Below are 18,525 nucleotides of genomic sequence, written 5' to 3' on the forward strand. Positions count from 1 at the left end.
TGCGACTTCCGTGTCAATCCCGACTCTCCCGTCAAACCGACGTCATACATCTTCCACACATCCGCATCCCATATAGTGTCAAAGGTCGCAACAATCAATCGGCACACGAAGAGGGACAAAACGGCATGAGCCATCCAACTCAGACTCCCAACCAGCCTGGCCAGCCCCCACTCCCCGCCAACCTGGTCAACCTCTCTCGCCTCATAACCGCCTACTACACCCTCCATCCCGACCCCGCCATCCTCGCCCAGCGCGTAGCCTTCGGAACCTCCGGTCACCGCGGCAGCGCCTTCAAAACCGCCTTCAACGAAGACCACATCGCCGCCATCACCCAGGCCATCGTCGACTACCGCCGCAGTCCTGAGAACGCCCAGAAAGCCACCGGCCCCCTCTTCCTCGCCCAGGACACCCACGCCCTCTCCGAGCCTGCCTTCGCCACCGCCCTCGAGGTCCTCGCCGCCAACAACGTCGAAGTCATGGTCGACACTGACCTCGCCTACACCCCCACCCCCGCCCTCTCCCACGCCGTCCTAACCTACAACGCCCAGCACAAAGATCATCAATCGGACGGCATCGTCATCACCCCCTCCCACAACCCGCCCGAGGACGGAGGCTTCAAGTACAACCCACCCAACGGCGGCCCCGCCGACACCACCGCCACCAAGTGGATCGAGAACCGCGCCAACGACATCATCGCCGCCGGACTCACCGCCGTAAAACGCATCCCCTACACCCAGGCCCTCAACGCCGCCACCACTCACCGCCACGACTACATCACCTCCTACGTGGATGACCTTAGCAACGTCATCGACTTCGAAGTCCTCAAGGGCACCACCCTAAAACTAGCCGTAGACCCACTCGGCGGAGCCGGAGTCCACTACTGGCCCCGCATCGCCGATAAGCATCATCTACCGTTACAAATCCTCAACCCCAACGTAGACGCCACCTTCCGCTTCATGACCACCGACTGGGACGGCCGCATCCGCATGGACTGCTCCTCCCCCTATGCGATGGCCAGCATGATCGCCAACAAAGAAAGGTACGACGTAGCCTTCGCCGCCGACACCGACCACGACCGCCACGGCATCGTCACCCGCACCACCGGCCTCCTCAATCCGAACCACTACCTCTCCGTCTGCATCCAATACCTCTTCACCAATCGCCCCCAGTGGTCCGCCAAAGTCGGCATCGGCAAAACCCTCGTCTCCTCCTCCATCATCGACCGCGTAGCCAAAGGCCTCAACCGCCCCATGTTAGAAGTGCCAGTGGGTTTTAAGTGGTTTGTGGCAGGCCTCATCGACGGCACCCTCGGCTTCGTCGGCGAAGAGTCCGCCGGCTCCACCTTCCTCCGCCGCAACGGCCAGGTCTGGACCACCGACAAAGATGGCCTCATCCCCGGCCTCCTCGCCGCCGAGATGACCGCCCGCACCGGCAAAGACCCCGGCCAACTCTACGCCGAGCTCACCGCCAAGTACGGCAACCCCGTCTACGAACGCATCGACGCCGCAGCCACCAAAGATCAAAAAGCAAAGCTCGCAAAACTCTCACCCGCACAGGTCACCGCAAAAACACTAGCCGGCGAACCCATCACCGCCATCCTCACCGAAGCGCCCGGCAACCACGCCCCCATCGGCGGCCTCAAGGTCACAACCGAAAACGGCTGGTTCGCCGCCCGCCCCTCCGGCACCGAAGACGTCTACAAGATCTACGCCGAATCCTTCAAAGGCCTCGATCACCTCAAACAAATCCAGACCGAAGCCCAGGCCCTCGTAACCGCCGCCATCTCCTAAGTCGTTGCAGACCAACTCAAAGCCGCGCAATCCGCTCCTTAAGCACCTTGGCAACCAAAAAAAGCTGCATAAAGGACCCAAAAGATGCACACAAATGACGTTGTACTTCGTCTACCCTCTGCTATAAGAGATTTGAAGTAGGCGGCTCACGGTGCGATATCGGATAAAACTGGGACCCTTCCTATTCAAGCGTTAAAACTGGAAGGGGCCTGCCCACACCCAGAAAATAGCGTACGAAGAACGAATGCTGAAGATTTCTGGGAGAGATGAATTTGGTAGTTTTATCCGTTGACTCAGCAGCCTATGAAACTGCGCCCCCCAGTCTCAACCACTCCAGCAGCAACCTAAGCAATAGACTCATCCCCCTGACGGCTCTGGCCTCAGCGACCTTTCTGCTCCACGGCTATCATCCCTACTCGCAGGATGGAGCCATCTACGTCGCCGGCCTCGAGAGAACCATCAACCCCTCGCTCTTTCAGGCCGACGCCATATTCGTCGATGGCCATAGCAGGCTCTCTCTCTTCTCCCATCTCCTGGCCTGGATCTCAGTCCACGCTCATCTCCCCTTCAATATCCTTCTGCTGCTGATCTACTGCGTCTCCATCTTTGCCTTCCTCTTCGCCTCTCATCTCCTCGCCATGCGGCTCTTCCGTTCGGAGTACGCGCGATGGAGCAGCACCCTCCTCGCCGCCGTCTGTCTCACCATGCCCGCCGCGGCAACATCTCTGCTCGTGGCCGATCCCTATCTCACCGCCCGATCCCTCTCCACTCCGCTCACCCTGCTCGCCATCGTAGCCTGCCTCGATCGCTCTTGGACCCGCATGGCGATCTGCACCCTTCTCGCCTGCTCGCTTCATCCGCTCATGGGCATCTACCTCATCGGCTTCCTCCTGACGCTGATGCTGCTTAGCCAGCGTCGCCTCCTCGCCGCCCTGGGTCTCTGCGGAGCAGCCTTCCTCCTCTGCGGCCTCATCGCCTGGATCACCCGCCATGACCCCGTCTCCCCCTACTACCGCGAAGCCGCCCTCAGCCGCACCTACTACTTCCTCTCCCGCTGGCAATGGGAGGAGATCCTCGGCCTCATCGCCCCTCTTCTCCTCATGGCCATCGCCGCGGTAAAGTCCGGCCTCCGTTCCAACGCCGGCAAGCTCTGCCTGGCCTGCGTCTTCACCGGAGCCACCAGCTGCCTCGCCTCCCTCTGCTTCGTTCACCCGGATCACCCCGATCTGCTCATGCGTCTTCAGGTGCTTCGCAGCTTTCACACCATCTACGTCCTCGGCCTCGTCATGCTCGGCGGCTTCATCGGCCTCCACATCCTCCGGCGAAGAGTCCTGCCAGGCATCGCCGTCCTCATCATCGCCATCGCCGGAATGGCCTTTGGCGACCACCAATCCTATCCCGTCTCCTCGCACATCGAGTGGCCCTGGGAGCGGCCAACCAGCCCCGAGGAACAAGCCTTCCTCTGGGTCCGCGCCCACACCCCTCCACAGGCCCTCTTCGCTTCAGACTCCACCGCAACCCACAGCTCCGACGACGAACCCGGCTTCCGCGCCATGGCCGAGCGAAGCACCCTCAACGACAGCAAGGACGAGGGCGTCTCCTCTCTCTTTCCCGCGCTCGCAGCAGTCTGGGGACCCTACCGCGACGCACAGCGAGGCCTGAATCAACTCACCGACGCCGAGCGAACCGAGCGCCTCCGCCCCTACGGAGTCACCTGGATCCTCCTCTCCCCCCAGGCCACCACCGCCTTCTCCTGCCCCTACCGCAACTCCGCCGTAGCCGTGTGCCAGATCAACACCCCATCCACCACCCTCGCAAAAAAATAATCGCCCCTGTTTGTTCGTGTTGTCATCCTGCCCCTGAGCGAAGTTGAAGGGGGAGGAACCTGCTGTTGCATTTGTATCTGGGTACCCCAAGGCTTCAGCCTTGGGTCTCTATCGAACTAGCCAGTCGTGGGGCTTCAGCCCCTGGGGTATGCCGTCCTCTCCCCCACCCAAAGTCATCCCGACCAAAGCAGCGGAGCCAAACGTTTTGCACAGCCTCCCGCCTAAAAAACACGGCCACTTCCTCCCCACTCCCTGCGTCTAATCACGCAGGCAAGTAGAGAAGGAGTTTAACGAATGCAGATTCAGATCAGCAGCGATAAAAACATCTCCATGCACAGCAAACTCTCACACTTGATCGAGTCCGATCTTCACCGCATCCTGAACCGATTCAAAGATGAAATCACCCGCGTTGAGGTCCACCTCAGCGACGAAGATGGGGACAAGGCCGGAGCGCAGGACAAACGCTGCCGCCTCGAAGTCCGCCCAAAACGCCACCAGTCCCTGGCCGTCACCAACAAATCCTCGAACATCCCCGCCTCGGTCACCGGCGCCGCCTCCAAGATGCAGCGGCTCCTCATCAGCACCTTCGGCCGCATCCAGGACAAAAACCGCGCCCTCACCACCAGAGCCAGCGGCCAGGGCCAGAACCTGGTCCTAAAGCCCGAAGCCATCTAACAAACCTCCCAAAAGGGGGGAGCCATCCCCCCAACTGGGACCCACTCTTCGCTGTCATCCTGACCCTGAGTCGAAGGCGAAAGATCCCGACACATTCCACCCACCCACACCGTCCGAACCTTCCAGCCCCCAAAACTCCGTCATCTCGACCGGAGCGGTTCACCGTCTTATCGTGAACCGCGCAGCGGATTTCGGCCACAGCCCTCAGTTGCAGCGAACCAATTCATGCTGCGGTATCCGTCAAGACCCCCGCATTTGCTGTTGTTGCTGTTGCTGTCGTTGCATTTGTTGTTGCCGTCATCCTGACCCAGAGCGAAGTCAAAGGGGTAGAAATCCGCTGTTGCATTTTGCCTCTAGGTACCCCAAGGCTTCAGCCTTGGGTCTCTATCGAACTAGCCAGTCGTCGGGCTTTCAGAGGCTGCTGAAAAGTCTGTTTTGCTTAAGGGCACGGCTTCAGCCGTGCCGCAAGAGCTTTGATTGCATTGCGGCTTTAGCCGCTGAGGTCCGCCTTTCGTTTCGGAGGATATTTTTCATCACCCTCTTCAGCCCCTGGGGTATGCCGTCCTCTCCATGTCCCGATCCAAAATTCCCCCACAAAAACCTGTCAAGCCCCCAAACCTCAAATCCCCGCGCCCCACAAGGGTTTTCGCGTGGCGCATTAGTTTCCCCCCACAAGCTAAAATAGAAACAGGAACAAAAAAGCCCCAGCATTTAGCCGGGGCATTTTTATGGAGAGCCAAAGCAAAACCAGCCGATGAGGAACCAGCCCTAACTCACTCATTCTAGATATTTTGCACGCAAGTCATTTATTATCTAATTTTTACGCCCAATACCCCCTCCGCAAACCATTGATAAAAAGCAAGTTACGCACATGTAACCGGGGGGGAGGGGGGTACCCCCGAAACCAGCAAAACCAACCCCGTGGTACCCTTTCCGCCGAAGAGGCTCAAACCCCATGGCCGTCACCCGCCGCACCTTCTGCTCCCAAGCCGCGACCCTCCTCCTCTCCCCAGGCCTCCTCCGCTCCCAAACCCTACCCCAGCCCAAACCCATCGCCCGCCCCGACGTAGCCGCCATCGACCACGACCGCATCCTCGCCCAGGCCAACCGCTACCTCACCCAGCCGCCCGTCCCCCTCACCACCCTCCCCTGCCCCCGCAGCCCCGGCACCCCCCACGACTTCTACTCCGAACCCGAAGATTACTTCCCCGACCCCGCCAACCCCACCGCCTCCTGGATTCAACAGACCCAGCACACCGACACCACCGCCCCCAATCCCGACGCCTTCACCGCCCACCGCGACGCCCTGCTCAACCTCAGCCTCTACGTCCCCGCCCTCACCGCCGCCTACCTCCTCACCACCGACCCCCGCTACGCCCAGCAGGCCGCCGCCCACCTCCGAGCTTGGTTCCTCACCTCCGCCACCAGCATGACCCCCAGCCTCCAATACGCCCAGACCATACCTCCTGCAAAAAATGGCCGCCTCGAAGGAGTCGTCGAAGCAGTCCACCTCGCAGAAGTAGTCCAATCACTCCCCTTCCTCACGAACTCCGAGGCCCTCACCTCCGAAGAGCTCACCGCCCTCACCAAGTGGTTCACCGCCTACTTCGACTGGCTCAATACCTCACGCATGGCCGGCCTCGCTCGCGACAACAAGAGCCACCATGGAACCTCCTGGCTCCTCCAGGCCTCCGCCATCGCCCACCTCACCGAACCAGCAGACGACCGCCCCCTCACCACCCTCCGCCACCAGTACAAAACCTCCACCCTCCGCGCCCAGATCGTCGCAGACGGCACCTTCCCCCACGAGCTCACCACCCCAAACCCCTACCGCAACACCCTCTTCAACCTCGACATGCTCGCCGCCATCTGCCTCCTCCTCTCCTCCCGCTTCGAGAGCGTCTGGGAGTACGAGCTACAGGACGGCCCCGGCATGCACACGGTCATCGCCCGCCTCTTCCCCTACCTCCTCAACCGCGGCACCTGGCCCTACCGAGCCGACGCAGCGTACTTCACCGCACTCCCCATCCGGCCACCCAGCCTCCTCTTCGCCGCCCGCGCCTACGACCGCCCCGAGTACGCCACCCTCTGGAAGACCCTGCCCCCCGACCCACCCAACCTGGAGCTCCAGCGCACCTTCCCCATCCGCCAGCCCCTCCTCTGGACCACCCGCCCAAAGCCCTGGCTCCCACCCGGCACCCCCGCAAAAACCTAAACCGGATGCTTCGAACGAAACGCCTTCACAATCTCCAGATACTTCCGGGCAATATCGGTGATCACCTCAGGCCGTCCCTCCGCAATCATCTTCTTATCCACCAGATCCGACCCCACACCAAGCGCAAACGCACCAGCCTCCAGAAACTCCGCCGCCGTCCCCAACATCACGCCGCCAGTAGGAATCATCTCGATCTGCGGCAACGGCCCCTTGAGCGAAGTTAGGTACTTCGGCCCACCCATCGCACTCGCCGGAAACACCTTCACCACATCCGCCCCAGCCTGCCAAGCAGTCACAATCTCCGTCGGAGTCAGCGCTCCCGGCAACACCGCAACCGAATACCGATGACACATCTCGATCGTCGCCACATTCAGCGCCGGACTCACCACAAACTGCGCTCCCTCGAGGATGCACATCCGCGCCGTCTCCGCATCCAGCACCGTCCCCGCCCCAATCAGGATCTCCGGCCTCTGCTCCGCCAGACGACGCATCACCGCGATCGCCCCCGGCACCGTCATCGTCACCTCAAGTACGGTCACCCCACCCCCCGCAATCGCATCCGCCAGCGCCATCGCCTGCTCAATCGAATCCGCGCGCAGCACCGGCACCAGCCCAATCTCCCGCAACTCCCGCAATACCGCAGCCTTCTCCATAGCTCTCCTCACTCTCAACTCTACCGCTGCACTCCGGCCGACCCACCCGCCATCACACGCTCCACCTCGCCCAGCGTCGCCATCGAACTATCCCCCGGCGTCGTCATCGCCAACGCCCCATGCGCCACTCCGCAATCAAGCGCCCACTGCAAGCCCTTCGCCTCCATCAACCCATAAATCAAACCTGCCGCAAAAGAATCCCCACCGCCCACGCGGTCGAGAACCTCAAGATCGTCAAACCGAATACTCTCGCAGGCCCTTCCCTCCGCATACCCGAACGCCCCCCAGTCGTTCCTGTTCGCAGTTTTAGGCCTCCGCGTCGTCGTAGCAATCACCTTGATATTCCCGAACTCCTGGCACACCCGCGCCGCCATCTCCCCATAGCTCTCATAGCTATGCCACGGCGCCCCATGCGATGCGTCGCACAATACCGCCGCCAAGTCCCCTTCATGCCCAAACATCACATCCACAAACGGAGCCAGCATCCGATTCACATCGCTCGCTCCTTGCCGCCCAGCATTCTTCCAGAGCGACGGCCGATAGTTACAGTCATACGACACAACCACCCCATGCCGCTGCGCCGCCACCATCGCCTCTCGGGCCACAGCAGGAGCCTCCGCCGACAGAGCACACATCACACCACCCGTATGAAACCAGCGCACTCCCTCTCCGCCAAAGATCCCATCCCAATCGACCTGGCCCGGCTTCATCTGCGAGATCGGCGTATGTCCCCGATCCATCATCCCCATCGCACCGCGCAATCCAAATCCACGCTCCAGAAAGTAGATCCCGTTGCGCGCCTCCCGCCCAACCCCGTCATACTCCACCCACCGCAGATGCGACAGATCGACGCCGCCCTCCAGCATCAGATCCTCGAGCAATCGGCCCACAGGATTATCCGCCAGCGCCGTAACAATCGATGTCCGCCTCCCGAAACACCGGCGCAGCCCACGCGCCACGTTGTACTCGCCCCCACCCTCCCACACGCGAAAGTTTCGCGCTCCCGCAATCCGCTCTTCGCCCGGATCAAACCGCAGCATCACCTCGCCGAGGCTCACCAGGTCCCATCTGCAAGCGTCCGCCGTACGAATCGTCAACCCAGCCGAGGCATCGCTCATCTCAAGTCCGCAATCGACACAGGGTCCATATCGCCGTAAGCCTGATTCTCTCCACCCATCCCCCAACAAAAAGCATAGTTCTTCGTCCCAACCCCAGCATGGATCGACCAGCCCGGCGACACCACCACTTCCTTATCCGCCACTACCAAGTGACTCGTAGCATCGGGCGGCCCCATCAAATGTAGTACCCGATGAGCAGGGTCCACATCGAAGTAAAAATAAACCTCGCTCCGTCTCATATGCGTATGCGGAGGCATAGTATTCCAGTCACTCCCTGACTCCAGCAAAGTAAACCCCATCACTAACTGGCAGCTCTGAATTCCATCCTTACAAATAGCTTTATAAATAGTTCGCTTGTTACAAGTCTCCGCAGCTCCTAACTGCAATCCCTGCAAATCAGCGAACTTCACCATTGCAGTCGGATACTCTGCGTGAGCTGGATAACTCAAGAGATAAAAGTAAGCCGGATCCTTCGCGCTCTTACTCGAGAAAGTAACCGCTTTACTTCCACGACCTACATAGAGACAGTCAAGCTTACCCATCTCAAAGCTCTTTCCATCTACCATCACCGAACCCGCCCCACCTACATTTAGAACCCCAAGCTCACGCCGTTCCAGAAAATACTCCGACCGTAACTCCGGCTCTGTCTCAAGCGTCAACGCCTCCTTCCCAGGCACAGCCGAGCCAATCACCGTTCGGTCAAGATCCACATAGGCAAATTCGATCTCCCCAACTTCGAACATCCCCTCCAGCAGAAAGGTCTCACGCAACTCCTCGGTGTTCATCAATCCGTAGCGCACCGCATCTGCCATCTGATAAAGCCGCATTCCCTGTCTCCGATCCAATCCAGTATAAGAGTCCCGTACTATCTGCATCCGCGCGCCACTCTGGCTATTTCGCCGCGACGCTTCCTTCAACCGCCGGCTTTTCCACCTTGATGACAAAGATCGTGATCGTCTGCCCAGGCCCTTCAATCGCCTGGTGCGGCGTCCCTGCCGTAATGTGAAGAATATCTCCCTTGTGCAGCGCGTGGGCCGTAGCACCCTCCAGGCGCGACCCACGCGTCTCCCCATTCTCCCCTTCCTTCGGATCGACCACCGTGCCGCCCGTCAGTTCCGTGCCTCCTCCGTCCACCACAATCAGAAAGTCGGAGTAGTGTGCATGCACCTCGGCCCCACCGCTCTTCGCCCTCGCAGTAATCATCGTGTAGTGTCCCGGATACTTCGCCAGCGTCACACCGGAGCTCCCGCTCGCACTCGCCTTGGCCTTCTCAAGCTGCTCTGCACCGCGAGTCGCAAGATCACTAGGCGTCAGCAGATCCACCAACCCAGCCTGTGCCTGCGTAGCTGCTCCAGGCGCCGTTGTCTGCGACCACCCCACCGATGCCACCAGCGCCACGATCCCAAAAACAGTCGTCAGCCTCGTCAACCATTGCATATAGTTGTCTCCTCAAACAATACCCCCAACCATACGGAACCATCGCTTCATCGTCAACCTCTTCCGTTTGCTCCTCAACCCGGATCCCAGTACATTTGCCTAGATGCCCACCAAGCCCTTCAACGTCCTCGAAAGCTTCCGCCTCGACAACAAAGTAGCCCTCGTCACCGGCTCCGCCAGCGGCCTCGGCGCAGCCATCGCCATCGCTCTCTCGCAAGCGGGAGCCTCCGTAGCCTGTCACGGCAACCGACGCGCTGCCACAGAGACCGCCGCAGCCATCGGCGAAAACGCCGCAGCCTTTCGCGCCGATCTCGCCTCCACCACCGGCGCCGAAGATCTCTTCACCCAGGTCAAAGAGAAGTTCGGCCGCGTCGACATCCTCATCAATAACGCCGGAACCATCCACCGCGCCGCCGCCGAAGAGGTCACCCTCGATGACTGGCAGCAGGTCCTTCAGGTCAATCTCACCAGCGTCTTTCAACTCTCCCAACTCGCCGCACGCGACATGATCCCGCGCGGCGGCCTCGGCACAAACTGCGGCAAAATCGTCAACATCGCCTCCCTCCTCAGCTTTCAGGGCGGCATTCGCGTGCCCGCCTACGCCGCCAGCAAAGGCGGAGTCGCCCAACTTACCAAAGCCCTAGCCAACGAGTGGGCCCCCACAGGAATCCAGGTCAACGCCATCGCCCCCGGCTACTTCGCCACCACCAACACCGAAGCCCTCCAGGCCGACGAGACGCGCAACCGCCAGATCCTCGACCGCATCCCCGCCGCACGCTGGGGCCAACCCGAAGACCTCGCCGGCGCCGCCCTCTACCTCAGCTCTCCCGCCAGCAACTACGTCACCGGCACCGTCCTCACCGTCGACGGCGGATGGATGGGCAGATAGAAGACGGGCATGTAGAAGAGCAAGTAGAATCTGCTCCCACTTCAGCCAGAACAAGCATCCAAACATCCAAGAAGCCAAGGAGCACCTCATGCCGCAGAGCCCGCACGACCGCGCCGCCGAATATCACAACAAAGCCGCCCACGCCCACCAGGCCGCAGCCACTGCGCACGGCAAAGGCGATCACCTCACCGCCCACGAACTCTCCAAACAAGCCCACGAGCATTCCACGAAAGCCTTCGAGCATTCGAAGGAGGCGAGCGAACACGCCGCATCCAGCAAGAACTAACCGCCTGATGCATCCGGCCGACTCCACGCATGAACTCCGATTGACTTAGCAAGCTCTAAACTGAACCCATGCTTCGAGTCCCCTTCGACCAACTCCACGCGGCCCTCCTCCGCGCCATGCAACAGCTTGGGCTCACCCAGGATCGCGCCATTCTCTGCGCCCGTCTCTTTGCAGAAACCACCCGCGACGGCGTCTACACTCACGGCCTCAACCGATTCCCTCGCTTCGTCGAAACGATTCGCAACGGCAGCATCGACATACACGCAGAGCCCAACAAAATCGCCGGCATCGGAGCTATCGAGCGATGGGACGGTCATCGCGGCGTTGGCAATCTAAACGCCCACGCCTCCATGCAACGAGCCATCGCCCTCGCCCAACAACACGGAATAGGCGCAGTAGCTCTCGGCAACACCAATCATTGGATGCGCGGCGGAACCTACGGCTGGCAGGCCGCCGAGCAAGGCCTCTTCGCCCTCTGCTGGACCAACACCCTCGCCAACCTCCCTGCCTGGGGAGCCACCACCCCCGCCCTCGGCAACAACCCCCTCGTCATCGCAGTCCCCCGCCCCGGCGGTAACGTCGTACTCGACATGGCGATGTCGCAGTTCTCCTACGGCACACTAGCCGCCTACAGCAAGCGCGGACAACCTCTCCCAGTCGACGGCGGCTTCGACACCGCAGGCAATCTCACCCGCGATCCAGCAGCCATCGAGTCCTCCCAGCGCGCCCTGCCCGTCGGCTATTGGAAGGGCTCAGGCCTCTCCCTCGTCCTCGACATGCTCGCCGCGATGCTCTCCGGCGGTCTGGCCACCCACCAGATCCCCCGCGATCCACTCCGCGAGTCCGGCCTCTCTCAGGTCTTCCTCGCCATCGACCCCACCGCCATCGCCAACCCCGACGAACTCACCCGCATCGCCGAAGGAATTCTCGACTCCCTCCACCAAGCAACCCCAGCCGACCCCAACAAACCCAGCCGCTACCCCGGCGAACAGACCCTGCAACTTCGAGAAGAGAACATGCGCCTCGGCGTCCCGGTCGACCCCGAAATCTGGCAGCAGCTAACCCTCTCCGCAACCTCGTAACCGCAAGCCACAGCGCCAATCGCTTACCCACAAACTATCCAACACCTGATAGCTTTACTGCATCCATTAAGTGCAGCCATAACTTCTATGTGACTCTTCCTTTTCTCTTTTGCAGTCTCACTTTAGGAGCGATTTGAAAGACCCTGTGAAAGCTGAGAGTCCATGGCGGGATCGAATCCGCGCCCTGCAAAACATGCCCGCAGTCCTGCGCATCCTCTGGCAGTCAGGACGTGCCGTCGTAACGTGGGGCTTGTTCCTGCGCCTCGTCGTCGCCATGCTTCCGTTCGGTATCGCGAAGATAGCCGCATACATCCTGAATGACATCGCAGAGGTTATCCGCGGCCACGCTCTAGCCGCCAACTTCTGGCACCTCGTCGCCGCCGAAGTCGTCCTCAACGTCTCCCTCGGCCTCATCACCCGAGCCATCGACTACTCCGACTCACTCCTCGCCAATCGATACACTCAGTACGTCAGCGTCCGGGTCATGGAGCAGGCCGCACGTCTCGACCTCACCACCTACGAAGATCCCGTCTTCTACGACCGCCTCGAACGCGCCCGCGTGCAGGCCACCGATCGCCTCGCGATGATCCAGCAGCTAGGCCGTCTGGTCACCCAGATCATCACCACTCTGGCATTTTCGGCAGCCCTGGCGTTTGCCTCTCCGTGGCTTGTCCTCCTGCTCGCACTCGGCGTTCTTCCCTCCTTCCTCGGCGAAACCCACTACGCCTTCCTCGGCTACGCAAAGAACTTCCGCCAGACCCCCGCCAAGCGTCAGATGGACTATCTCCGGCAGGTCGCCGGCAGCCGCGAAGGCGCCAAAGAAGTAAAGCTCTTCGGCCTGAACAAGTTCTTCACCAACAGATTTCAAGCGTTAGCCGATCAGATCTACCTCGAAGACGTCACCCTCTCCCGATCCAAACTCATCGTCGGCGGCCTGCTCGGCGTCATCGGCACGCTCGGCTACTACGGAGCCTACGTCTACGTCATCTGGCGCACCCTTCACGGCGCCTACAATATCGGCCAGTTCGGATTCCTCACCACCGCCATCCAACAGGCCAGCTCGAATCTCCAGCAGGTATTCTCCACTGCCTCTGGAATCGCCGACCAGGCTCTCTTCCTCACCGACCTCATCGCCTTCTTCGACATGAAGCCAACCGTTATCTCCAACCCCGACGGGCATCCCGCCCCCGCCAAGATCCAACGCGGCTTCGAGTTCCGCAACGTCTCCTTCACCTATCCAGGCACCAACCGAACCGTCCTCAAAAACTTCAACCTCACCCTCTCGCCCGGAGAAAGAATCGCGCTCATCGGCGAAAACGGCCAGGGAAAGACCACCGTCGTCAAACTCATCACCCGCCTCTACGATCCCACCGAAGGCGAGATCCTGCTCGACGGGATCGACCTCCGCGAGTACAACCTCGAAGATCTCCACCGCAACATTGGAGTCATCTTTCAGGACTTCATGCGCTTCGAGATGACCGCGCGAGAAAACATCGCAGTAGGCCGCGTCGATCAGCCTTATCAGGACAGTGACATCGAGGTCGCCGCCCATAAAAGCCTCGCCGACACCGTAGTCGACAAACTCGCCGGCGGCTATGATCAGATGCTCGGTCGACGCTTCGAAGGAGGCGTCGAACTCTCCGGCGGAGAGTGGCAGAAGATTGCCCTCGCCCGCGCCTATCTCCGCGACGCCCAACTCCTCATCCTCGACGAGCCCACCGCCGCCCTCGACGCACGCAGCGAACTCGAGGTCTTCGAGCGCTTCGCCGAGCTGACCCTGGGAAAGATGGCCCTGCTCATCTCCCACCGCTTCTCCACCGTACGCATGGCCGACCGCATCGTCGTCCTCGCCGGCGGCCGGCTCATCGAAGAGGGCAACCATCAACAACTCATAGAAAAAAATGGACTCTATGCGAGCATGTTTGAGATGCAGGCCGCAAGCTACAGGTAAGCCCACCCTCGCATCTCACCCAATCAGCACCGGCAGACGAGTCAACATCAGCAGATAATCGCAGTCAGCACCCGCCGCGGCGGGAGAATGGTTCGAGAAAAGCTCCATGGCACCGTCTTCAGAGAATCCTGTCACCGCAGAACACGCTCTGCCGCCCACTGCTCCGGCACCGGAGATGCCGACTGCGGGCCTTCCCGAAAAACCCTCCGTCTCTGACGCAGAACTGAGAGCGTGTGCCGATGCCATGAGCCGCCAGTGGGAGATGGTGCCAGCCAGCACCAAATCGGACGGCCTCTCGAAACGACTCGAAAGCCTGAAGCAGCGTCTTACCGAAGTCCTTCGCACCTGCAAAAAAACCGCCTCCATCCACGAGCTCACTCCAGAGCTCGAACTCCTCGAGAGCACCCGCATGCTCGAGTCCGCGCTCATCGCTGGAGACAACACCGCCGAAAGCTTCGCCTCCCTTCCCCACGTCCGCGTAGACAAAGACAGCGAACTGCCGCGAGCCATCAATCTCACCGAGGGATACCTCGTCGCAGCCCGCGGCATCTGGTCCGACGAGTCCCTCACCGTCTACGTCAACCAAGCCCAGCAACGCGATGCGCTCCTCCTCGAAGAGATCACAGTCCTCCCGCAAGCCCTCAAGCTCGCACAACTCGAATACATCCTCGACCGTGCCGAAGAAGCCTTAGCCGCCGGCCCGCTCCCACCCATTGAGCAGTCTCCCTTCTCCGCAATCCTCCACAGCATGCGCCGCCTCAACCAGTTCGAGTGGCGCAACGTCCTCGAACCCCTCATCGCCTTCGACTCCATCCTCCGCGAAGACCCCGCCGCCGTCTTCGCCCGCATGGAGGACGAAACTCGCCACACCTATCACATGCGTGTGGCAGAGCTCGCCCACTACGCCGACGCCAGCGAAGTAGAGACCGCCCAGATCGCCCTCAACCTCGCACGCAATGCCGCAGTAACCTCCGACCCCGATCCTCGCCTCGCTCTGCGCACCCGCCACATCGGCTACTATCTCTTCGCCGAAGGCCTCCCCGAGCTTCACCGCCGCATCGGATACCACCCTCCTCCCATCGAACGCATCCGCAGCTTCCTCCGCCGCTTCAACGAGGACTTCTACATCCTCGGCATCTTCACCCTCTCATGTCTCCTCATCGTCGCCATCATCGCCCCGCTGGTCCCGCATCACGCCTTCTGGCCGGTCATGGTAGCGCTCCTGCTCGCGCTTCTTCCCGCAACCCAGGGCGGCGTAGACCTCATCAACAACACCGTCACCGCGCTCATGCACGCGGAGTCTCTCCCCAAGATCGATCTCTCCAAAGGAGTCCCCGACGACGCCATCACCCTCGTCGTCGTCCCCACCCTCCTCCTCAACGAGATCCAGGTCCGCGAGCTCTTCGACGAACTCGAAGCCCGCTACCTCTCCAACCAGGATCCCAACATCCACTTCGGCCTCCTCACCGATCTGCCCGACACCAAGGCCCGCCCCCTCGACGAAGACTCCAACCCCCTCGCGCAACTTGCGGCGGACTGCGTCGATCATCTCAATGCGAAGTACCCCCGCACCAAAGGCGGAGCCTTCTTCCTCTTCCACCGCTACCGCGTCTTCAACTCCCGTCAAGGCGTCTGGATGGGATGGGAGCGCAAGCGCGGCAAGCTCCTCGACCTCAACAAATTTCTGCTCAACGAGTTCGACAGCTTCCCTCTAAAGGCCGGCCCACTCGAAGCTCTACACCACGTCCGTTACGTCATCACCCTCGACTCCGACACCCAACTCCCTCGCGGCACCGCGGCCCGCATGGTCGGCACCATGGCCCACCCGCTCAACCAGGCCATCGTCAACCCGCGCCTCCGCATCGTCACCCAGGGCTACGGCATCCTCCAGCCACGCGTCGGTGTCAGCGTCGCCTCGGCCTCGCGCTCCCGCCTCGCCTCCCTCTACTCCGGCGAAACCGGCTTCGACATCTACACCCGCGCCGTCTCCGATGTCTATCAGGACCTCTTCGGCGAAGGCATCTTCGCCGGCAAAGGCATCTACGAGGTCGCCGTTCTCCACGAAGTCCTCGATCGCCGCTTCCCCCGCAACGCTCTCCTCTCGCACGACCTCATCGAAGGCTCCTACGCCCGCGCCGGCCTCGTCACCGACATCGAAATCATCGACGACTACCCCTCGCACTACTCCGCCCACACCCGCCGCAAGCATCGCTGGGTCCGCGGCGACTGGCAGATCGCCCGCTGGCTCTTCTCCGACGTGCCCGACGAATCCGGCAAATCCGTCCCCAACCCCATCAACACCATCTCGCGCTGGAAGATCTTCGACAACCTCCGCCGCAGCCTCGTCGAACCCGTAACCTTCCTCCTCTTTCTCCTCGGCTGGTTCGTCCTCCCCGGCGGCGCACTCTACTGGACCATCGCCGGCCTGGTCCTTCTGCTTCTCCCAGTCCTCGTGCAACTCGGCTTCAACCTCGGCCGAGCCCTGCTTAAACTCAGCTTCGTCGGCGCGCGCGAGGGCGTCCTCACCTTCGCCACCTCCTTCGGCTTCACCATGCTGAACCTCACCTTCCTCCCGCATCACATGTTCCTCGCCATCGACGCCATCGTCCGCTCTCTGAGCCGAACCCTGGTATCTGGCAAACACATGCTCGAGTGGGAGACCGCCGCCCAGGCCGAATCCGGCGGCAAGTCCCGAACCCCGCTCGACATCTACCTTCAACTCTCTCCCGTCGCCGCCGTACTGATAGCGGTCGCGCTAGCCTTCCACAGCCTCTGGTCTCTCATCGCTGCCGCACCAGTGCTCGTTCTCTGGGCCATCGCGCCTCTGGTAGCCATCTGGCTCAACTCACCACCAAGTCGCGAAGAAGGCCCGCTCACCGCGGAAGACACTCACTTCCTGCAGCAGCAAGCCCTCCACATCTGGCGCTACTTCCACGACTTCGGCGACGAAAAAAATCACTGGCTCATCCCCGACAACGTCGAAGAGCAGAACACCGTCCAGATCAGAAAGCTCTCCCCCACAAACCTCGGCATGCTCTTCAACGCTCGCCAGGCCGCATACGAGTTCGGCTTCCTCACCCTTCCAGCGTTCGCCCAGGCCACCCTCGGAACCCTCACCACTTACGACCGCCTCGAAAAGCAGCGCGGCCACATCTACAACTGGTACGACATCGAAACCCTGCGCCCCATCCTGCCCCACATCGTCTCCGCAGTCGACAGCGGCAATCTTTCCGCCTCGCTCTACACGCTGCGCACCGGTGCCCTCGATCTCCTCAAGCGTCCCATCCTCAACCCAGAGACCTTCGCCGGCCTGAAACAAATGCAGCAAACACCAGTCAAGACGACCATCACCCTAACGCCAGCGGAACCTCCAGCAACCGCAATCCGATCTCATCTCCGGTCCATCGCTAAACAAGCCAGCCCCGCAAGCGACGCCACTTCCAATCAGGATCGCAACCAATGGTTCGCCAACGAGATCTCCAACCATCTCGCTGCGTTATCTCTCTTCGCCGAGCAGTACACTCCCTGGCTTCTTCCCAAGTTCGAATCTCTCTTCACCCCGCCTCAACTTGTCGGCTCCGAACACAAGACAATTCCAACCCTCCTCGACGCAGCCGAATACGTAACAGAATTGGAATCACAACTTACCGGCACATCGCGCGACCTGCCAAAAGACTCCGCGCTCGCCGCCGCCGCCGCCGAGTTGTTGGCCCTTCTCCCCGCCACCCAGCAACGCCTCGCGCAACTCAAATCCGACATCACAACCATCGCCAGCGAAGCAGAGCGCCACGCCGACGCTATGGAGTACGGCTTCCTCCTCGTCGAAGCCCGCCAACTCCTCTCCATCGGCTACGACGGCATCACCCACGAGCTCTACTCCTCCTGCTACGACCTCCTCGCCTCAGAGGCCCGCATCGCCTCCTTCATCGCCGTAGCCAAAGGCGACATCCCCCAGCAGTCCTGGTTCCGCCTCGACCGCTCTCACGTCCTCGTCAACGGACGCGCCGCTCTCCTCTCCTGGACAGGAACCATGTTCGAGTACATGATGCCGTCCCTCTGGATGCGCACCTTCCCCGACACCCTCATCGCGCGCTCCCTAGAGTCCGCCGTTCGCATTCAAAAGGACCACGTCCACAACATCCCCTGGGGAATCTCCGAATCCGGCTTCTCCAAAAAAGATCCTCACGGCCGATACAGCTACCAGGCCTGGGGAATTCCAAAACTCGCCTTGAAGTACGGAGCCGAAGATGGTCCCGTCATCTCGCCCTACTCCAGCTTCCTCGCCCTCGCTCTTCTTCGCAAAGACTCCATCGCGAATCTTCGTCGCATGGCAGCGATGGATTGGATGGGAGCCTATGGCTTCTACGAAGCAGCCGACTACACCCAGGGCAATCAGCCCGAGCTGGTTCGCTCCTGGATGGCCCATCACCAGGGCATGTGCCTTCTCGCTGTTACCAACCTGCTAAAGAACAACATCGTGCAGGAGTGGTTCCACGGCACTCCCCGCGTCCGCGCAGCAGAACTCCTCCTTCACGAAAAAGCCCTCAGCAAGGAAACCCTTAAGGATCTGGAAAAAATATCGAAGTTACAGGCAACCGAATAG

General features: G+C 61.1%; 13 protein-coding genes. 9 read left to right on the plus strand and 4 right to left on the minus strand.

Going from position 1 to position 18,525, the window contains the following annotated elements:
* Nucleotides 1-125 precede the first annotated feature (125 nt).
* The 4 genes from pgm to HDF09_RS04015 all read left to right on the plus strand — a co-directional run bounded on the left by pgm (nt 126) and on the right by HDF09_RS04015 (nt 6,506).
* Nucleotides 126-1,790: a phosphoglucomutase (alpha-D-glucose-1,6-bisphosphate-dependent) gene (gene pgm, locus HDF09_RS04000; RefSeq protein ID WP_183761753.1), complete on the plus strand. Its 1,665-nt coding sequence runs from the start codon at nt 126-128 to the stop codon at nt 1,788-1,790.
* A gap of 266 nt (nt 1,791-2,056) precedes the next feature.
* A complete protein-coding gene (locus HDF09_RS04005; protein WP_183761756.1) occupies nt 2,057-3,616 on the plus strand; it encodes a hypothetical protein in 1,560 nt (519 codons plus the stop codon).
* Between the two features lie 294 nt (nt 3,617-3,910).
* A complete protein-coding gene (locus HDF09_RS04010; RefSeq protein ID WP_183761759.1) occupies nt 3,911-4,291 on the plus strand; it encodes an HPF/RaiA family ribosome-associated protein in 381 nt (126 codons plus the stop codon).
* Nucleotides 4,292-5,246: 955 nt separating this feature from the next.
* Nucleotides 5,247-6,506 (plus strand): alginate lyase family protein, encoded by a 1,260-nt coding sequence (locus HDF09_RS04015; RefSeq protein WP_183761762.1) that lies wholly within the window; start codon nt 5,247-5,249, stop codon nt 6,504-6,506.
* Here the strand turns inward: HDF09_RS04015 and HDF09_RS04020 are convergent.
* The 4 genes from HDF09_RS04020 to HDF09_RS04035 all read right to left on the minus strand — a co-directional run bounded on the left by HDF09_RS04020 (nt 6,503) and on the right by HDF09_RS04035 (nt 9,714).
* Nucleotides 6,503-7,159, minus strand: a complete 657-nt coding sequence (locus HDF09_RS04020) for a bifunctional 4-hydroxy-2-oxoglutarate aldolase/2-dehydro-3-deoxy-phosphogluconate aldolase (RefSeq protein ID WP_183761766.1) — start codon at nt 7,157-7,159, stop codon at nt 6,503-6,505. The two genes, HDF09_RS04015 and HDF09_RS04020, sit on opposite strands and share 4 nt — an antisense overlap.
* Nucleotides 7,160-7,179: 20 nt before the next feature.
* The gene (locus tag HDF09_RS04025; RefSeq protein ID WP_183761769.1) at nt 7,180-8,277 is read right to left on the minus strand and encodes a sugar kinase; all 1,098 of its coding nucleotides are present in this window, start codon (nt 8,275-8,277) and stop codon (nt 7,180-7,182) included.
* Nucleotides 8,274-9,104 carry a 5-dehydro-4-deoxy-D-glucuronate isomerase gene (gene kduI, locus HDF09_RS04030; RefSeq protein WP_183761772.1) on the minus strand — a complete coding sequence of 277 codons (831 nt, stop codon included), beginning with the start codon at nt 9,102-9,104 and terminating at the stop codon, nt 8,274-8,276. The genes HDF09_RS04025 and kduI overlap by 4 nt, the downstream gene beginning before the upstream one ends.
* A gap of 64 nt (nt 9,105-9,168) precedes the next feature.
* Nucleotides 9,169-9,714, minus strand: a complete 546-nt coding sequence (locus tag HDF09_RS04035) for a hypothetical protein (RefSeq protein ID WP_183761775.1) — start codon at nt 9,712-9,714, stop codon at nt 9,169-9,171.
* 103 nt (nt 9,715-9,817) lie between these two features.
* Between HDF09_RS04035 and HDF09_RS04040 the strand changes: the two genes are divergently transcribed.
* The 5 genes from HDF09_RS04040 to HDF09_RS04060 all read left to right on the plus strand — a co-directional run bounded on the left by HDF09_RS04040 (nt 9,818) and on the right by HDF09_RS04060 (nt 18,525).
* A complete protein-coding gene (locus tag HDF09_RS04040) occupies nt 9,818-10,603 on the plus strand; it encodes a glucose 1-dehydrogenase (protein WP_183761778.1) in 786 nt (261 codons plus the stop codon).
* Nucleotides 10,604-10,691: 88 nt separating this feature from the next.
* Nucleotides 10,692-10,889: a DUF1771 domain-containing protein gene (locus HDF09_RS04045; RefSeq protein ID WP_183761781.1), complete on the plus strand. Its 198-nt coding sequence runs from the start codon at nt 10,692-10,694 to the stop codon at nt 10,887-10,889.
* A gap of 68 nt (nt 10,890-10,957) precedes the next feature.
* Complete coding sequence (gene yiaK, locus HDF09_RS04050; protein WP_183761784.1) at nt 10,958-11,971, plus strand: 3-dehydro-L-gulonate 2-dehydrogenase; 1,014 nt, start codon at nt 10,958-10,960, stop codon at nt 11,969-11,971.
* A gap of 133 nt (nt 11,972-12,104) precedes the next feature.
* Nucleotides 12,105-13,922 (plus strand): ABC transporter ATP-binding protein, encoded by a 1,818-nt coding sequence (locus tag HDF09_RS04055; RefSeq protein WP_260180910.1) that lies wholly within the window; start codon nt 12,105-12,107, stop codon nt 13,920-13,922.
* 106 nt (nt 13,923-14,028) lie between these two features.
* Entirely contained in the window at nt 14,029-18,525 is a 4,497-nt protein-coding gene (locus tag HDF09_RS04060) for a glucoamylase family protein (RefSeq protein ID WP_183761787.1), read from the plus strand.

Origin of the sequence: Edaphobacter lichenicola (assembly GCF_014201315.1) — a bacterium.
In the GTDB taxonomy this organism is placed as follows: domain Bacteria; phylum Acidobacteriota; class Terriglobia; order Terriglobales; family Acidobacteriaceae; genus Edaphobacter; species Edaphobacter lichenicola_B.